At 64.6% G+C, this 16,077-nt stretch carries 18 protein-coding genes and 2 tRNA genes; 13 read left to right on the forward strand and 7 right to left on the reverse strand.

Annotated elements, in window-relative coordinates:
* Positions 1-233: 233 nt before the first annotated feature.
* The gene (locus tag ACQR1E_RS20410; protein ID WP_434897482.1) at positions 234-1,826 is read left to right on the forward strand and encodes a S10 family peptidase; all 1,593 of its coding nucleotides are present in this window, start codon (positions 234-236) and stop codon (positions 1,824-1,826) included.
* Between the two features lie 17 nt (positions 1,827-1,843).
* Here ACQR1E_RS20410 and ACQR1E_RS20415 read toward each other — a convergent pair whose 3' ends face one another.
* Complete coding sequence (locus ACQR1E_RS20415; protein WP_316175610.1) at positions 1,844-3,232, reverse strand: serine hydrolase domain-containing protein; 1,389 nt, start codon at positions 3,230-3,232, stop codon at positions 1,844-1,846.
* 145 nt (positions 3,233-3,377) lie between these two features.
* A complete protein-coding gene (locus tag ACQR1E_RS20420; RefSeq protein ID WP_315714649.1) occupies positions 3,378-3,923 on the reverse strand; it encodes a tetratricopeptide repeat protein in 546 nt (181 codons plus the stop codon).
* Between the two features lie 290 nt (positions 3,924-4,213).
* Here ACQR1E_RS20420 and ACQR1E_RS20425 point away from each other — a divergent pair, with 290 nt between their 5' ends.
* The 4 genes from ACQR1E_RS20425 (at position 4,214) to ACQR1E_RS20440 (ending at position 6,636) form a co-directional block, all read left to right on the forward strand.
* Complete coding sequence (locus ACQR1E_RS20425) at positions 4,214-4,555, forward strand: hypothetical protein (protein ID WP_434897483.1); 342 nt, start codon at positions 4,214-4,216, stop codon at positions 4,553-4,555.
* 161 nt (positions 4,556-4,716) lie between these two features.
* Positions 4,717-5,163 (forward strand): hypothetical protein, encoded by a 447-nt coding sequence (locus ACQR1E_RS20430; protein WP_315776666.1) that lies wholly within the window; start codon positions 4,717-4,719, stop codon positions 5,161-5,163.
* 299 nt (positions 5,164-5,462) lie between these two features.
* Positions 5,463-6,176: an outer membrane protein gene (locus ACQR1E_RS20435; RefSeq protein WP_316175612.1), complete on the forward strand. Its 714-nt coding sequence runs from the start codon at positions 5,463-5,465 to the stop codon at positions 6,174-6,176.
* Positions 6,177-6,396: 220 nt separating this feature from the next.
* The gene (locus ACQR1E_RS20440) at positions 6,397-6,636 is read left to right on the forward strand and encodes a DUF6719 family protein (protein WP_315714646.1); all 240 of its coding nucleotides are present in this window, start codon (positions 6,397-6,399) and stop codon (positions 6,634-6,636) included.
* A 247-nt stretch (positions 6,637-6,883) separates the two neighbouring features.
* On the opposite strand, the gene ACQR1E_RS20445 is transcribed toward ACQR1E_RS20440, so the two are convergent.
* Positions 6,884-7,129, reverse strand: a complete 246-nt coding sequence (locus tag ACQR1E_RS20445; protein WP_315714645.1) for a hypothetical protein — start codon at positions 7,127-7,129, stop codon at positions 6,884-6,886.
* Positions 7,130-7,309: 180 nt separating this feature from the next.
* On the opposite strand from ACQR1E_RS20445, the gene ACQR1E_RS20450 reads away from it, so the two are divergent.
* Positions 7,310-7,417: a hypothetical protein gene (locus tag ACQR1E_RS20450; protein WP_041750859.1), complete on the forward strand. Its 108-nt coding sequence runs from the start codon at positions 7,310-7,312 to the stop codon at positions 7,415-7,417.
* A 64-nt stretch (positions 7,418-7,481) separates the two neighbouring features.
* Here the strand turns inward: ACQR1E_RS20450 and ACQR1E_RS20455 are convergent, their stop codons facing one another.
* A complete protein-coding gene (locus ACQR1E_RS20455; RefSeq protein ID WP_315826204.1) occupies positions 7,482-7,994 on the reverse strand; it encodes a hypothetical protein in 513 nt (170 codons plus the stop codon).
* A gap of 241 nt (positions 7,995-8,235) precedes the next feature.
* Between ACQR1E_RS20455 and ACQR1E_RS20460 the strand changes: the two genes are divergently transcribed.
* The 3 genes from ACQR1E_RS20460 (at position 8,236) to ACQR1E_RS20470 (ending at position 10,561) form a co-directional block, all read left to right on the forward strand.
* A complete protein-coding gene (locus ACQR1E_RS20460) occupies positions 8,236-8,901 on the forward strand; it encodes a TetR/AcrR family transcriptional regulator (protein WP_316164499.1) in 666 nt (221 codons plus the stop codon).
* A gap of 249 nt (positions 8,902-9,150) precedes the next feature.
* Entirely contained in the window at positions 9,151-9,792 is a 642-nt protein-coding gene (locus tag ACQR1E_RS20465; protein ID WP_315714642.1) for a DUF3313 domain-containing protein, read from the forward strand.
* Positions 9,793-9,964: 172 nt separating this feature from the next.
* A complete protein-coding gene (locus ACQR1E_RS20470) occupies positions 9,965-10,561 on the forward strand; it encodes a DUF2147 domain-containing protein (RefSeq protein WP_434897484.1) in 597 nt (198 codons plus the stop codon).
* Between the two features lie 53 nt (positions 10,562-10,614).
* Here the strand turns inward: ACQR1E_RS20470 and ACQR1E_RS20475 are convergent.
* Both ACQR1E_RS20475 and ACQR1E_RS20480 read right to left on the reverse strand, forming a co-directional pair.
* A tRNA-Thr gene (locus ACQR1E_RS20475) sits at positions 10,615-10,689 on the reverse strand.
* 193 nt (positions 10,690-10,882) lie between these two features.
* Entirely contained in the window at positions 10,883-11,383 is a 501-nt protein-coding gene (locus ACQR1E_RS20480) for a hypothetical protein (protein ID WP_315749493.1), read from the reverse strand.
* A 363-nt stretch (positions 11,384-11,746) separates the two neighbouring features.
* On the opposite strand from ACQR1E_RS20480, the gene ACQR1E_RS20485 reads away from it, so the two are divergent.
* Both ACQR1E_RS20485 and ACQR1E_RS20490 read left to right on the forward strand, forming a co-directional pair.
* The gene (locus ACQR1E_RS20485; RefSeq protein WP_315714639.1) at positions 11,747-12,208 is read left to right on the forward strand and encodes a hypothetical protein; all 462 of its coding nucleotides are present in this window, start codon (positions 11,747-11,749) and stop codon (positions 12,206-12,208) included.
* A gap of 57 nt (positions 12,209-12,265) precedes the next feature.
* The gene (locus ACQR1E_RS20490; protein ID WP_315714638.1) at positions 12,266-12,730 is read left to right on the forward strand and encodes a hypothetical protein; all 465 of its coding nucleotides are present in this window, start codon (positions 12,266-12,268) and stop codon (positions 12,728-12,730) included.
* Positions 12,731-12,787: 57 nt separating this feature from the next.
* Here ACQR1E_RS20490 and rlmB read toward each other — a convergent pair whose 3' ends face one another.
* Positions 12,788-13,618, reverse strand: coding sequence for a 23S rRNA (guanosine(2251)-2'-O)-methyltransferase RlmB (gene rlmB / locus ACQR1E_RS20495; protein ID WP_315714637.1), 831 nt, complete (start codon positions 13,616-13,618; stop codon positions 12,788-12,790).
* A 216-nt stretch (positions 13,619-13,834) separates the two neighbouring features.
* On the opposite strand from rlmB, the gene ACQR1E_RS20500 reads away from it, so the two are divergent.
* Both ACQR1E_RS20500 and ACQR1E_RS20505 read left to right on the forward strand, forming a co-directional pair.
* Positions 13,835-13,920 (forward strand) — tRNA-Tyr (locus tag ACQR1E_RS20500).
* A gap of 616 nt (positions 13,921-14,536) precedes the next feature.
* Positions 14,537-16,066, forward strand: coding sequence for a TolC family outer membrane protein (locus tag ACQR1E_RS20505; protein ID WP_315729346.1), 1,530 nt, complete (start codon positions 14,537-14,539; stop codon positions 16,064-16,066).
* The last annotated feature ends 11 nt before the right edge of the window (positions 16,067-16,077 follow it).

A 16,077-nucleotide genomic window follows, 5' to 3' on the forward strand; every position in this document is an offset into this window, starting at 1 on the left:
ATGAACTCCGTGATCGCAATCGGCGGCGGGCCTCTTGCCCCAAACCTGGGTGTCCCAGTGATGGGACGTCGGAGGCGATGGAGAGGTTCGAGCCCATAACACACCTGAGGGGAACAGGCACTGGTGCGGATGTGACTTGGATCACGGAAGAGTTGCTTGAGCTTGCTCCCAAGCCGCGGTTCATGGCCTTGCAGAGGTGGCGTGTTGCGCCAAGCGCCTAGGGGAGTGAGCTGATGGCAGGGATGAGATCATCCGTCGCGTGGCCGAGACTGATGGCTTTGGCCTTGACGGCACTGCTCGCCGGCCCGGCCCTGCACGCCGAGGATGCGCCACCGGCGGCGCACGACGCCGCAGCGCCGGGCTCGCATCGCACCGGCTCGGCCGGAAATCGCGCCGCGAGCCCGCCCGGCTCAGCATCGACCGCCGAGCAGCACAAGCTGCCGCCGGACTCCACCACGACACAGAAGCTCGAACTGCCCGGCCGCACGCTGTCGTTCACGGCGACTGCCGGTTCGGTCCGCCTGTTCGACGACAAGAGCGAGCCGCAGGCCGACATCGCCTACACTTCGTATCAGCTCGATGGCGCCGATCGCGCCAGCCGCCCGGTGACCTTCTTCTTCAACGGCGGGCCGGGTGCCTCGTCCGCCTATCTGCAGCTCGGCAATGCCGGTCCGTGGCGGATCGGAATCGATGCGGCCAGCGTGACGCCGTCGTCGAAGCTGGAGCTGATGCCGAATGCAGACACCTGGCTCGACTTTACCGATCTGGTGTTCATCGATCCCGTCGGGACCGGCTACAGCCGTTTCGTCGCAGCCGGCGACGAGGTGCGCAAACGGTTCTTCTCGGTCGACGGCGACGTGCGTTCGCTGTCGCTCGTGGTGCGTCGCTGGCTGGAGAAGCACGACCGTCTCGCATCGCCCAAATTCATCACGGCCGAGAGCTATGGCGGCATTCGCGGTCCGAAGATCGTCAACAACCTGCAGCATGACCAGGGCATCGGCATCAGCGGCCTGATCCTGCTGTCGCCGCTGATGGACTTTCGCGACTATTCCGGCTCGAGCCTGATGCAATATGTCGCGAGCCTGCCGAGCTATGCGGCCGTCGCGAAGCAGATGAAGGGGCCGGTGACCCGCGCCGATCTTGCCGATGTCGAGCGTTACGCCAGCGGCGACTTCCTGCTCGATCTCGTCAAGGGCGAGGCCGATACGGAAGCCACCAATCGGCTCGCCGACAGGGTCGCGACCCTGACCGGCATCGACCAGGTGGTCAGCCGCAGGCTGGCCGGCCGCTTCGACGTCTCGGAGTTTCGCCGTGAGTTCGACCGCAAGAACGGCCGCATCACCGGGCGCTATGACGGCTCGGTGCTGGGCATCGATCCCTATCCGGATTCGAGCCGCTCGCGCAGCTCTGATCCATCCGGGGACGTGCTCACCGCGCCGTTGACCAGCGCCGCGGTCGAGCTGACGACACGCAAGCTGAGCTGGCACCCCGACGGCTCCTATGAGCTGTTGAGCGGGGCGGTGAACCGGTCATGGGATTTCGGAAAGGGCACCAACCCGCCGGAGTCCACCGGCGAACTCCGGCAGATTCTCGCGCTCGATCCCAAGCTCAAACTCCTGGTCGGCCACGGCCTGTTCGATCTCGCCACGCCATATTACGGCTCGAAGATCCTGCTCGACCAATTGCCGGCCTTCGCGCGGCCGCCGCGGGTCAAGCTCGTGGTCTATCCGGGCGGCCACATGTTCTATTCCCGCGACGATGCGCGCAAAGCCTTCCGCGGCGAGGCCGAGGCGTTGATGAAGGAGGGCAGGGAGGAGGCCCGATGAATGCAGCGACACCCGGGCTATGAGTCTTTCTTGCGCCGGCCCTTGGGATATTTCCGCTCCATCTCGGCCTTCACCACGCGCTCCGGCCGCACCCGTGCGCCGGCGAGCCAGATCTCGCTGACGCCGGACTTGGTGCGCACGCGCCGCACCGCCTCACCATGGCTGGCATAGCCGGCCGCGTGCACGATGCGCCCGGTGTCGCGTCCGGTCACCTCGATGCGGGCGGCATCGAGGAACGGGTTGATGAATACCGGATTGGCGACCATGACCTTGTCGCCAAACGGGACGAGATCGACGGCGCCCCACAGCGTCCACCAGCGGCCGGTCCAGTCGCGCGTCTTGCGCGACGGCGCGCCGTGGGTGGCGAAGGCCTGCAGGATGAACTTGACGCCATTGGCCCAGCCGGGTGCCCAGCCGTCGACGGCATTGGTCAGCACGGTGATCGTGATGTCGCGGGCGGGAATGACCGACGTCCGCGAGATGTAGCCCTGGAAGCCGCCGCCATGGCCGAACCAGTCGAAGCCGGCCGTTGTCCCGCTCATGAGCGCCAGGCCGTAATAGGCCTCTTCGACGTCCTGGGGCACGCGCCATTGCCGGCGCACCATCTCGCGCCGGCTAGCGACCGACAGCAGGCTCTTCTTCGCGTTCGGGGCAAGCTGGGCGAAGAAGCGGGCGGTGTCGGCCGCGGTCGCGACGATGCCCGCTGCCGGCATGATCGCGTTGGTCGGATTGTCGCCGGGAATCACGACCCGGCGGCCCACGGGGACGACGCGTGAATGGCCGCGCGCGAATGGGACACTCTTGCCGAGCAGCGTCATGTCGGGCGCGCTTTCTCGCAAAGCCAGCGGCGTCATGATCTCGCGCTGCAGCCAGGCCGGGTAGGGCTCGCCGGTGATCGCCTCGATGACCAGGCCGAGCAGGCCGTAGCCATGGTTGGAATATTTGAACCGGCTGTTGGGATCGATCGCCGGCGGCTGCTTCAGCTCGGCCAGCAGTTCGTCCTTGTCGAGATAGGACCGGCCATCCGTGAACTGGCCGGAATCCTTGCCGTCACGGATCAGGCCTGCCGTGTGCGACAGCAGCTGGTTCAGTGTGGCCGCGGCGACATCCGGATGCAGATCCTTGACGTATTGTCCGACGGTGTCGTCGAGCTTCAACCGCTTGTGCTCGCGCAGGCGCATGATGGCGGCGGCGGTGAACGCCTTGGTGTGCGAAGCAATGCGGAAGCGGTGCCGCGGCGTCAGCTTCTCGCCGCTGTCGAGATTGGCGTGCCCGAAGGCCGCCTCCAGGACGATCTCACCGCGATGGGCGATCGCAATAATGCAACCGGGTTGCTCGGAGACCGCGACCTGAAAGGCCAGCCAATCCCTGATGTAATCGAGTGCTGCGCCAAGCCAGGACTCCACGAGGCAATCTCCCATTCAAAAATCTGATGAAAATGGTCTGCACGAGGTTTCATCCATAACGGATCAACGACAGCGGACAAACGAAAATGGCGCAACCCTTTCGGGTTGCGCCACTGTCGAGATCGGAGCTGGTCCGATCGCGTCGTCAGTAGACGAGGCCGGTGCCCGGCTGCTTCTCGAGCGCGTCGGCCAGCGAGCGATATTCGGGGCTGTTGGTGCCGGCGAGCTGCGCGACCTTGTCGAGGTGGTACTTGGCCTGCTCGCGGTTGCCCTGTTCGAGCTGCCACAGGCCGTAGTACTGCCAGGTGCGCACGTGGTTCGGATCATCCGCCAGGGCCTGCTCGTAGTACTGCTTGGAGGCCTGGTAGTTGCCGAGCTTGCGATAGGAGTAGCCGATCAGATTGGCAACGTCGGCGACGTCCTCGCGGTTCAGCGCCTTGAGCTGCTGGATCGCGGTGGCGTAGTCGCCGCGATCATAGATCGAGGTATAGGCCGTGCGATAGGCCGCCAGGAACTTCGGATCTTCGATGCTCGAGCTCTTGTCCTTCTTCTTCTTGCCCGAATCCGACGCCGGCGGCGACGACGGGGTATCGCTGCCCGCGGCATAGGCCTTCGACAGAAGCAGCGGCCCGGAGGCCACGGCCATCGAGAACAGAGCCAGCGTGGCAATCCTGAGCGCAGACTTTTTCATTCGTATCTCCCGAGTTGTCGATCCAACAGGTGACTGCGTACGGGGAAGAACTCCCGCAGCTGCGAAATATTCCCGGCCATTTGCGCGGATTTTGCGCCGCGATCGGTGCATTATACGGACGACATGATGACAGACCAGTCACCTCGATGACTATCCCTTCATGTCCATGAACCGAAAACAGCGCTTTACTTCAGGGTGGGTTCAGTGCCGGTTCCCTATCGTCGTCTCCATGATCACGAGCCCATCCAGACTGGATGGTGCCTCCAGATCTTCACATCACGGAGACGACCATGCTGAAGTCAATGTCTGTTGCGCTGCTCGCCGCGTCGATCCTGACTGCGCCCGCATTCGCTGCTGGTGCTGCAAAAACCGATACGTCCGCGAAGTCCAGCCAGACCACTGGCACCGCGAAGACCGATGTGAGCAAGACCGATGCGGCCAAGACCAACGCCACCAAGCCGGGCGCGACGCAGGCCGGCGACAAGGCGAACGAGATGAAGCCCACCGTCGGCAAGACGAAGACCAAGCCGCATGCCTCGCTTGTCCGCCACAAGCATCGCCACGTGGCGCATCTCAGCCATCACAACAAGGTGAGCTTCAAGCGCATGACGCCGGCGACCCGCCGCGGCTGATCCAGCCAAGGCCACGCAGAGCCGATCTGGTCGTTGACCGCCGGAGCGCGCCAGAGCGCTCCGGCGGCAGCGGCTTGACGAAGGCGTGAGCCGGGACGGATTTCCCGGCCTCTGGCTTTGAGCTAGAACGGCCGCGGGATTGGCTTTCAAGAGTTGGGCGCCTGGGGATGGGGAGAACGAGCTGGTGGCCGGCAACCGCGCTGGCGCTGCTGTTGGCGGGGTGCGCCAGCGGAGGTCCCGCCGCGTTCATGAGCGAGGACAATCGCGGCATCTCCTACACCGGCGATCGCGGCGTCGGCAGCCAGCCGTTTCCGGCCAACCACCGCAGCGAGATCCTGTCCTATCTCAGGACCTACCTGAACAATCCGGTCGGGGTGCGCGACGGCGTCATGGCGGAGCCGGTGCAACGGACGGTCGGTGGCCGGCTGCGCTATGTGAGCTGCCTCCGTTATGCGGCGCGCGAGTCCGACGGCAGCTACCGTCCGGCGCAGGAGCGCGCGGCGGTGTTCGTCGACGGCCGGTTCGACCGTCTGGTCGAGGATGCCGGCGAGCTCTGTGCCGGGTCGACTTACGCGCCATTCCCGGAGCTGGCCGGCCTCACGCGCTAGGCCGCGGCGTTTTCAGGTCCCGGCGTTTTCGAAGGATTGCCACGTCGTCGCAGCGCCTTGCCAAGCCGCTTGCCCGATCACAAATCAGGGGTGGACCGAACGCTTTGTCGCCTCGCGGCGACCAAATATCGGGCGAGGCGTCAGCTTCACGAAATATTCGGGAAGCCTATGGAACAAAAGGCCTTTGTTGCCCTCTGGTGACACCGCAGCAGCAATCACAGCTGCGTCACCGCCACCGGGCAACCCAAATGCGGCCATGATGTTCGATAGATGTCGCAAACGAATAACGGGGACGTCCCATGAAGCGGTTTTTATTCAGTGCAGTGGCTTTGACCACATTGGCTGCCCCGGCTTTCGCCGCCGATATGCCTCCGCGCACCTACACCAAGGCGCCGGTCTACACGCCGCCTCAGGCGATCTACAACTGGACCGGCTTCTATCTCGGTGGTCACCTCGGCGGCGCCTTCGCGGGCAATAGCAGCCTGGAAGGCAACAACGGCCGCTTCCTGGGCGGCGTGCAGGGCGGCTTCGACTACCAGTTCGCCCCGAACTGGGTGCTCGGCATCGAAGCCCAGTACAGCTGGATGGATCGCAATACGACCAATTTCGGCTTCCCGGGGGCTGCGGTCGTGACCTCGACCGGCGCCAACCAGCTCGGCTCGGTCACCGGCCGTCTCGGCTACACCTGGGGACCGGCGTTGCTCTATGCCAAGGGCGGTTATGCCTGGCGGGACGGCAACAATCTCGGGGTGAGCGTCGCCGGCGTGCCGACGGGCTTCACCACGTCCGGCAATAGCAAGGACGGCTACACCGTCGGCGCCGGCCTCGAATACATGTTCGCGCCGAACTGGTCGGCCAAGGCTGAGTACCAGTACTACAATTTCGGCAATACGACCTTCACGGGTGGGCCGGCTCCGGTTGTGGGCAGCCGCTTCAACAGCGACGAGCATACGGTCAAGGTCGGGGTGAATTACCGCTTCGGCTGGGGCGGACCAGCCGCCAGCAAGTACTAAGCGAGATCGCCGAGCCCGTGACCGGCGGCGTTCGGCTGGAAGCGGATCACGCCTCAATTCCAACACGCCCGCGCCGTCTGGTGCGGGCGTGTTGCTGTCCGGTGGTTGGCTGGCGATGGTTTCGGGATCGCTCACGCAGTGCGAAAAAATTTTCAAACCTTCGTGAAACTTTCGCCATCAGTTGATATTATCGGTGCGCCGGTTTGATGGATCATCCCACATGCGTATCTTGGTGTCCGTGCTGTTGTTGTCGGCGGCTGTTTTGCCGTGCTCCGCCCAGACCGTTCTGAAGACCGAACCGTTGATGCTGGCCCCCTACGAGGTGGCGCTGGTGCAAACCGCGTCCTGCCCGTCGGGCAAGGTGCTGAAGGTGACCGGTGCGATCCGCGGTGTCAGCCGCAAGCGTGCCTGTGTCGCCCTTCCGGCCGAAACGGCATCGCTGGCGACGGCGACGCCCTGAGAACGGGCTTCATGGCGACCTTCCAGCGGGCAGCTCCGGCTGCCCGCTGATCGCGGGTCTGTCTGTCGAAAAATCCTTGATGAAGGCAAGTCGTCCGCGGGACCGGACTGGCATGAAGACGTGAATGTCTTCTGCCGGCGGCTTCCGTCCAGGCACGCCGAGGCTCGGGGACAGCAGCGCACAGAGACTAGAGTCTATAAGTATCACCAGAGAAGTATCACCCGCGGCGCGCTTCCGCCGCAGCCGCTCAGGATGCGAACGGGATGTTGAACTCCTGCTCGGCTTCGGCACGGTTCTGCCAGGGATCTTCCTCGGGCTCGGCGGCGCAAGGCCGGATCTCGTAATCATTGTCGAGCTGCAGATGCGCGGTCGATCGCGCATTGATCATCACGTCCACCACCAGCCCGCTCTGCCGCGCCAGCCGCCAGACATCCCCCTCGGTCGGATAGGCCTTGCTCAACTTGGCGTCGTTGCAAAACAGCGCGTAGGGCATTCCAAACAGCTCCAGAGAAGCGAAGGATGAACCGAGAATGAACGGCACGTGCAGCGAGACACTGGCGCGCCTGGGGCAGGAAAGGGGCCTTTTCGGGCGGCCGAGTCGTAAACGAGTCCTAAATTTTTGAAAAAAGAATCCGTGGGACTCCGGGGCTAGAATCGCCAGATGGTTAAGCCCATGGGAACCGATCTCCACATCTTCTGCGGGCGGATCCAGCTGACGCTCGCCTTTGGGCTGCTGCTCGCCTTCGTCGCCAATGTGGCGCTGCTGTGCGCCTGGCTGTGAGCCGGCGCGGCGATTGCGGATATGTTTGTGTACCCTCGGCCATAGATCCTCAGCGCGGTCGCCTTTAGTCCTCAGGGAGGGCGCTCCGTCCGGCCGATGCTTTCAGGCGCGCGAGTGTCGCGCTGAAATATTCCTGACGCTCCCGATTGAAGCGCTCCTGATGGGCCCGGAAGCGCGCGACGCGGGCGCGAATCTCCGCCTGCATGTCGCGCTGGAGATCGAGCTGCGAGGCGATGCTGGTGAAACGCTCCGCAGGGACCGGGCTCGGGGCGGCGAACGAAGCCTCGGATGCAATGGCGTCGGGCGCTCTCGGCCTTGCAGGCTCCCCCACGGCATTGGGGATTGCGACTTGCACGTTGCCGCCGCGACGTGCCTCGGTTTCAACGGTGTTCGCGATCACGTGCTCGACAGCCGCGTGCGTCGGGCGATCGGCCACGGCCTGCTGCGGTGTGATGGGGGTGCCGACCGGAACGGTAGGCAGCTCGAACTGGGCGAAGTCGGCCGGCTTGCCGGTCACAGACTGCACGAAGGCCATGGTCTGCGCGATCAGCGCATCACGCTCTTCCTTCCACGTCATGACGCTTGTCCCCCGATGCCTCAATTGCAACAAAAGCGGCTGACGAAATCAAGTTGAAGACCAGTGACTTCTGGGGATAAGCAGGAGTTCTAGGTGAGATGTGACAACAATGTTGCCACAGTCTGAACTCGTTTCGTCCCCCACCCGCGAAAGGCGATACCGGAAATCCAATCCCGCATAGATGGTTCCTAAGCGGCGTTTTTCCGGAGCTCTTCTTGACAGAGGAGTGCGGCTCGCCCCTATGGCCGAGCCGCCTCGGTCTTCGGGGCATCATCTGCTCGCAACCTTCGTGCACCGTCCGGGCACTTCGCAGACTTCGATGGACAACCCTTCACGCTCCGAGCGGTCGCGCAAGGCCGCGCTCACCGCCGCCCTTACCATCATCGCCCGCGATGGTCCGGGGCGGCTGACGCTCGACGCCATCGCCCGCGAGAGCGGGCTGAGCAAGGGCGGCCTGATGCACCAGTTTCCCAACAAGGAAGCGGTGCTCAAGGCTCTGCTGGAACAGCAATTCCTGCATTTCGACGAATTCGCCAGCAGGTACAGGGCTGGAGCCGGTAAAGCGGCTGATCAGCCCGAACTCGCGACGCAGATCGCGATCTCGCGGGAGCTGATCGCCCAGCAATATTCGGTGGCTCAGGCCATGCTCGGGGCGCTCGCCCAGGAGCCGGGATTGCTGGCCGATGCCCGTGCCAAGGATGCCGAGAGAGTAGCCGAGATCCGCGGCGAGGCCGATGACGCTGATCTCGCGGTCCTGCGATGGGCGGCGGCACGTGGGCTTGCCTTGATGACGATGCTACGCGTCTCGCCGCTGGAGCAGCCGGACCTGGACCGTCTGTTTGCCCGCCTGCTCGACGACCAACAATGGACCACATTCCGGCAGGCCGGGACGACTGGGGAGCGATGACACGCTCGAGCTCGGCGCCATCTCCATCATTGGACGGTTCGATCTGAGCGAAGTCGGGCTGGCTTGCCGTCCGACTTCCGTCCGCCGATGCCTCCTGGAGGTCCCGTGCCGACCGCATCGACGTGTGAACAATTCATTTCATTCGATTTGTATTTACAAACCGCCTGGTCGGTTTATTGGGGTGGCCATGTCGACGCGCTGGCAACGGCGCCGCAATCGTGGAGGAGGGGGATGAGGAGTCGATTTCCGATGTCTGGCTTCGCGGCGATCGCCGCGAGCCTCTGTGCCGGATGCAACACGGTGACGCCGGTGGCCTATTCCGGGGTGGCGTCGGCGCACTATCTGGCGCCCAACACATCCGATCCATCGGGCCGGGTGCCTTACCGCTACGGGACTGCCACCGACTGGCGCAGCTACGACAAGGTGACGCTCGATCCGGTCGTGATCTATCGCGGCGCGGATCATCAGTTCGGCGACATGTCCGACCGGGACAAGGCTGCGCTCGCCGCCTACATGCAGCGGCGTTTCCTGGAAAGTCTCTCGGCGCGCTTCCAGATCGTCCATCAGCGGGGGCCGAATACGCTGCGCGTGCGGCTCACCCTGACCGGCGCCGTCGCCAACACGCCGGTGCTCGGCACCGCCTCGCGCTTTGATCTCGCGGGAGCCCTCTACAACGGCGTGCAGAGTGCACGCGACGGTGAGGGACTGCTGACCGGCTCGGTATTCTACGCGGCCGAGATCTTCGATGCCGCGAGCGGGCGACTGCTGAGCGCCTTCGTCAGCAAGCAATATCCCTCGCCCTACGACATCAAGGCCAGCGTTGGTGCGCTCGCGGCCGCCGAGGCCGGAATCGACAAGGGCGCCGAGGCCCTGGTCGCGCAGCTCCAGTGAGCGGGCCGTGCGAACGATCGCGTCGCGCGGGCAGATGGCCCCGCATCGGGGCGCCTTCGTGTGCGCGCTTTGGCATCGAGGGCACGGCCAGATCTCGGGCAGTCAGCGGTGACGTCAACCCGGCCGTACGAGCGCGTGGCTCGAGGCCATGGAGACAGTGAGGTCCCTGGACATGACATTGAGATTCGTTCTGCGCGTCGGCTTACGCATCGTCGTCGGCCTGCTGCTGTCGATGGCGGAGGGCCGCGGTCACGCCGCTCCCGTCGGCGATCCGTTCGGCACATGGTTGACCGAGGACGGCCGCGCCCGCGTCCGCGTCGAGCGCTGTGGCGCGATGGCCGACCGCGTCTGCGGCTACATCGTGTGGATGAAGGCGACGGCGGATGCCAAGGGGCAGCCGTTCCGCGACCGGCTGAATCCCGATCCGGCCAGGCGCGGCCGTCTGCTGCTGGGCCACCAGATGCTGCTCGGCCTGAAGCTGAACGCCGAAGGCCGCCACAGCGGCGAGGTCTACAACGCCGAGGACGGCAAGACCTATGCCGTCTCGATCTGGCGCGAGGGCACGAAGATGCTGGCGGTCAAGGGCTGTCTGCTCGGGCTGTTCTGCGCGACGCAAGGCTGGGTGCTGGTCACGGATCAGGTGCCCGGCCAACTCATCGGAGCGACCGGCGAGGGTGGCGGGCCGTTGCCGGATCCAGAGTGGACTGCGCCCAGGCCGCCGTCGGCGACCGGCATCGCCAAACCCGCGGTCAGGACGAGGGCGAATTGACGCCTAAAGCCGGTGACAGCCATTGCCGCAGCAAATCCCAACTTCACGGAAGCTGGTGCCGGCTGAGGGGATTGAACCCCCGACCTTCGGTTTACAAAACCGCTGCTCTACCGCTGAGCTAAGCCGGCGAATGCACATTGGTGGCGGAGATCTCGTCGTCAGTTTGCGACGAGGTCTCGCGAAGCGCGGTGTTCCTACCAGAGTTGATGCAGTCCGGCTACTCCCCGCGTGAGCGCCGCTTCTGCCATCAGCCCAGCAAAAAGGGCGGCCGTTGGGCCGCCCCTGTCGGAGCCGATCGTCGAAGCCGCTCCGGCTCGATCTTTACTGGCAGATGTGCATCAGCCCGTCGCTGCCCTTGAACATGGTGCCGGGGCGGCAGACCAGGCCGTTGCGGGTCGCGTAACTGTTCCAGTCGCCATAATAGCCGTTCGGGCCGCGATCATAGCTCGGTTGGCCGTAAGAGGGGCCGGGACTGTACGCATAGGCATCCGCGGTGCGGAACGGCGCGGTCGCGATGGCGCCGGCGGTTCCGATGGCTGCGCCTGCGATGCCGGCAGCGGTGCCGACCGCTCCAGCGGCGACGTCAGCCGGCCAGAAGCCGCTGTTGCGGCGATCGCTGTTGCGGCGATCCCAGCCGTTGTTGTTCCATCCGGTATCGGTGCGCTGCTGCATCATGGCCCCGTCCTGGCGGGCCATGTGCCGGTGCTGCATCATTCCTTCCTGCTGGTGGTTCATATGCCGGTGGTGCACGTCGCGCGCCATGGCCGGGCCGGCGAGCGCCGTTGCGAGTACCGCAGCCCCGAGAATAGCAAATCGTGTCATGGAATACTCCATCGTTGCGCCCCACCTGCTAAGCGCAAGCCGGCCCCGTCGTTCCCGCCGCGACGGGAATGTTTTGGAACGACATGAGGCCCGGTGCCTTCGGAGGCCGGAGCCGCGGTTGCGGTCCGGCTTGCTCCGACCCGAAGGCTGTTAGTCTTGCGGACAGGGCAGCGGGGTTGATGCTGGCAATATTGTCGCTCATCGGCTGATGATCAGCCATTAACCCTCGCACTCGAACCCCACCCGGGCTTTAACCCGGAATGGTGGCTCCCGCGTTAGTCTTACCAGCAGATTGATGTGCGCGTTTAACCCATCGGGGCGCGCGTTGCGGTATTGGTAGGATGGCAACCGGGGCGTGAATTCATGCGTACTACAACGGCTCTTGTGATTCTGATTGGAGCGTCTTCGGCCGCGCTCGCCAGCGAAGGCTTCGAGATCGTCATTCCGCAGCGGCCCGGCGTGCCCGTCGTCATCAACGGCATCGATGCGTCCTACGCCGTCGTCGAAGGCCAGTACGGTCTTGGCAGGGGCAACTACATGCAGCCGACGATCTATGGCGGCCGGCCGGTCGAGCCCGAGCCATATGTTGGCCATTACTATCCAACCCTCGGAGCAAGGCCCGGCTATGGCCGGATGGAGATCGAGCCGCCGGCCGATCGCAAGCTGCCGAAGCCGGCCGAGAGCTATTCCCGCTCGTGGGGCGCCCAATCCCAGATGCAGCCGCCGGAGCCGGCGGTGCCGATGTATCCGCCTGCCGTCATCCTGGCTCCGCCCGATGGTGATCCTCGCGGCTATCCCAATCGGCCGCCGGCCTACCGCCGCTAGCCAGCAACTCACCATCGACAGCCAGACCAAGCAAGAACAGATCAACAGGAGAGAGTTATGCGTGGAGTAGTTTCAGGACTTGTCGCCATTGCCGGCCTCGCCGTCGCCGGCAGCGCGCCGGCCGCGGCCTGCGGCGCCACCGCCTGCGGCCCGTGCGGCTACGCCGCGCCGTGCGCGCCGCAGGTCACCTATCAGCCGACCGTCACCTATCAGCCGACCGTGACGTACCAGCCCACGGTGACGTATCGGCCGCAATATTTCTATCAGCCCGGCTACACCTACACCTACGGCCATGGCTGCGGCGCCTGCGGCGCGAGCTATGAGCGGCTGCCCGAGCCGACCCGGCAGTATTACTATGTCAACCAGGGCCCGACCTACAGCGGTCCTGGCGCCTTCGCGCCGTATCCTGCCTATGAGGAGCAGGCGCTTCCGGTCTACAGCTATCATCACCGCCGCCACGCCTATCGCTGGGGCGCTTCGCCTTATTATCACGGGCAGCGCGTGCTGCGCCGCTATTACTGATCAGACGGACGTTCGTTCGCGCCAACGCCCGTGCGCCTCATGCGCGCGGGCGTTTCGTCATTTTGACATCAAGCCGAGCCGGCTCGCGCCGATATAGAGCGCGAGCACGGCGGCATTGGAGACGTTGAGGCTCTTGATCGCGCCGGGCATGTCGAGCCGCGCCACGACGCTGCAGGTCTCGCGCGTCAATTGCCGCAGGCCCTTGCCCTCGGCGCCCAGCACCAGTGCGAGCGGCTCGCGCAAGGCGACCGCCGCGATGTCCTCCTCGCCCGCGCTGTCCAGCCCCACCGTCTGAAAGCCGCGCTCGTTCAGCCGCGTCAGCGCGCGTGCGAGGTTCTGCACCGTGATGATCGGCACCAGCTCCAGGGCGCCCGATGCGGACTTGGCCAGTACACCGGTGGCCTCCGGACTGTGGCGGGCGGTGGTCACGATCGCCTTTACGCCGAACGCCGCTGCCGAGCGCAAGATCGCGCCGACATTGTGCGGGTCGGTGATCTGGTCGAGCACCAGGATCAGTCCCTCGGCCGCGAGCGTGTCGATGTCCGGCGAGGGCAGGGGCTCGGCCTCCGCCAACAGGCCCTGGTGCACGGCGTCCGGACCGAGCCGCTGGTCGATCTGGCTGGGGCGCACGATCTCGGGCGTCACCCGCGTCTCGATCCGCTCGTCGGCAAGCCGCCTGGCGGCGTTCTCGGTCAGGTAAAGCTTGCGAATCCGCCGCTTCGGATTGGCGAGCGCCAGGGTCACGGTGTGCCAGCCATAGAGAATGACGGGCGCATCCGAGTCCTGGTCGCGCTCCCGCCACGGCTGGGGGCGCTCGAATCCGCGCGGTTTGCCGGAGAATTTACCGCCCGGACGGCGAAAAGGGGGCTTTCGGTCGCGTTCGCTCATGGCCCGAGCTTCTGTCACGGCCTGCGGATTCTGGCAATTTGGCACCGCTGAGACGGGAAAATTCGTCGTCCCTTGGTTGACTTCGAGGGCCGGGTTCGATCATAAGGGCCCCGGCCGCGCGCGCCCGCTCCTTCGGGCCCCGCGGTCTTACCGTCTCCATGGCGCTGATGGTCCCGACGCTGCTGTTCCGCGGCCGGCCCGAATTGCCATCGATACGGGGGAGTGTCCCGAGTGGCAAAGGGAGCTGACTGTAAATCAGCCGCCTCATGGCTTCGCAGGTTCGAGTCCTGCCTCCCCCACCATTCACTGCCTCTCAGCTCCACGAGATTTTTCGAGGACAATGGACCCCATTGGCCATTGCTTCCCTGCAGACTATGCGTCGAAATATATGGGTCGCATCTGGGTCTGCCGGCCGGTCGTGATCTTCATTGGATCCTTCGTTGTTCGCGATCCCTGGGCGGCGATCGCTCACGGCTGTCGTGACGACGCGCCAGAACCCAGGCTTCCGACATCTGCGGGGCCGACGTGGCAATGGCGGGCGACTGATCGCCTGTTGCCGTTCCGCCGTCTCGGGTTGAGGGCCCCGGCTGCGACATCTCAGTTAATGCCGCGGAAGCGGTCCATATTGAAGATAAACACGAAAAACTCGACATTCTCTGACGCGAGATTTTTCTTTATGAAATAAATAGCTGACTTTAAATCACCGCCTCAGCCTCACGTCATCCCCACGACCTTGATTTCGCTTCAGATTCTGAAATCTTTGCCCTGAGGAATATGGCGGAGCGTAGCTATTCTGCCACAACCGGGCGGCTTTTCGCCGCAAATGTGGCGAGTCACATTGCGAGCCGATCTCGGGTTTGTTATCGGTTCCCTATGTTGAAGATCGTATATACACCCATTTTCATATGTGTTGTGGGAATGAGCTTTAGCCCGGCATTGGGCGCTGAGCCGTTCACCATCCAGGACGCCATCAACCAGGCGGTGAAGACCAATCCCGGTGTCGGAGAGGCCGCCGCCAATCGGCGGGCCACCGAAGCCGAGCTTCGCCAGTCCCAGGGGACGCTGCTGCCGCAGGTCCGGCTCGATGCGAGCGCCGGACCGGAGATGCTCAAGCAGTATGTCTCGCCGGCGCCGAGCAACAATGGCCGCTACCTGCGCGGCCGCGAGGCCGGCGTGGTGGTCCGTCAATTGCTGTTCGATGGCTTTTCCTCGATCAATGAAGTGTGGCGACAGGCCGCGCGGGTCGATGCCGCCGCGTACCGCGTGCTGGAGCGAACCGAACTGATTGGTCTCGATGCCGCCGAAGCCTATGTCGACGTGGTGCGCTACTCCAGGCTGGTCGCTCTGGCCGAGAAGAACCTCAAGGTTCATCTCGAACTGCGCAAGAACGTGCTGGCCCGTTTCCAGGGCGGCCGGGCCGGCGAGGGCGACACGCAGCAGGCCGAGGAACGGGTTGCGGCAGCGCAGGCCGTGCTCGAGGAATTCCGTCTCAGCCTCGAAGTGGCGCGCGCGAAGTACCGCAAGGTCGTCGGCGTCGAGCCTTATAACCTGCGTTTCCCCGGCCGGCTGTCCGACATGCCGCGGGACAAGGCGGAATCGCTCGACATCGCCTACAAGTTCAATCCGACCCTGCGCGCTGCCGCGGCGGATGTGACGGCCGCCAAGCGGGGATTCGATGCCACCACCGGCACCTTCCTGCCGACGCTTTCGCTCGAAGGCCGCGCGACGACCGGCAAGGAATCGATCACCTACAACAATCGTTACGACGAGGTCAGCGGCAAGGTCGTTGCATCCTGGGATATCTTCAACGGCGGCCAGAACAGCTGGCGCCGCGAAGAAGCCGCGCAGCGGATGATCCAGGAGCAGCAGAAGCATGCTCGTCTGCAGCGCGATGCGCTGGAGTCGATCGACAAGGCCTGGGCGGCCCGGATCATCACCGCCGATCGCGTCTCAGCTCTTGTCCGCGATGTCGAAGCGGCCCGCCGCACGTTCGTCGCCTACAACAAGGAGTATGAGCTCGGCCAGCGCACGCTGATCGATCTCTTGAACTCCCAGAACCAGTACTTCAACGCCAACGTGTCGCTGGTGTCGGCGCGCGGTGTGGTGGTGTTTGCCGACTATCAGCTGCTCGCCGCGATGGGCCAGATGCTGAACTACCTGAAGACCGGGCATCCGCCGGAGACCGAGCCGGTGGACACGCCGAGTGGCTTCATCGGCTACAGCCTGGCGCCCATTCGGCTGAGTGCGCCGGCGCCCGGACCGCAGCCGCTGAGCTCCGCCGGTCCGGTGCCGATGTTCGGCCTGCATGACGGTACGCCGAAGCATCCCGCGCCGATTACCTTTGGCGATCGGTGGGCCTCGAGCGATCCCGAGGATACGACGCTGTTCGTCGCGTCCGGAAAATACGGCGGATACGCTCAGAGCCCCAACGGGCACGCGCCGAAATAGGTGAGACTAAC

Origin of the sequence: Bradyrhizobium sp. HKCCYLRH1030, from assembly GCF_051168395.1 — a bacterium.
In the GTDB taxonomy this organism is placed as follows: Bacteria; Pseudomonadota; Alphaproteobacteria; order Rhizobiales; family Xanthobacteraceae; genus Bradyrhizobium.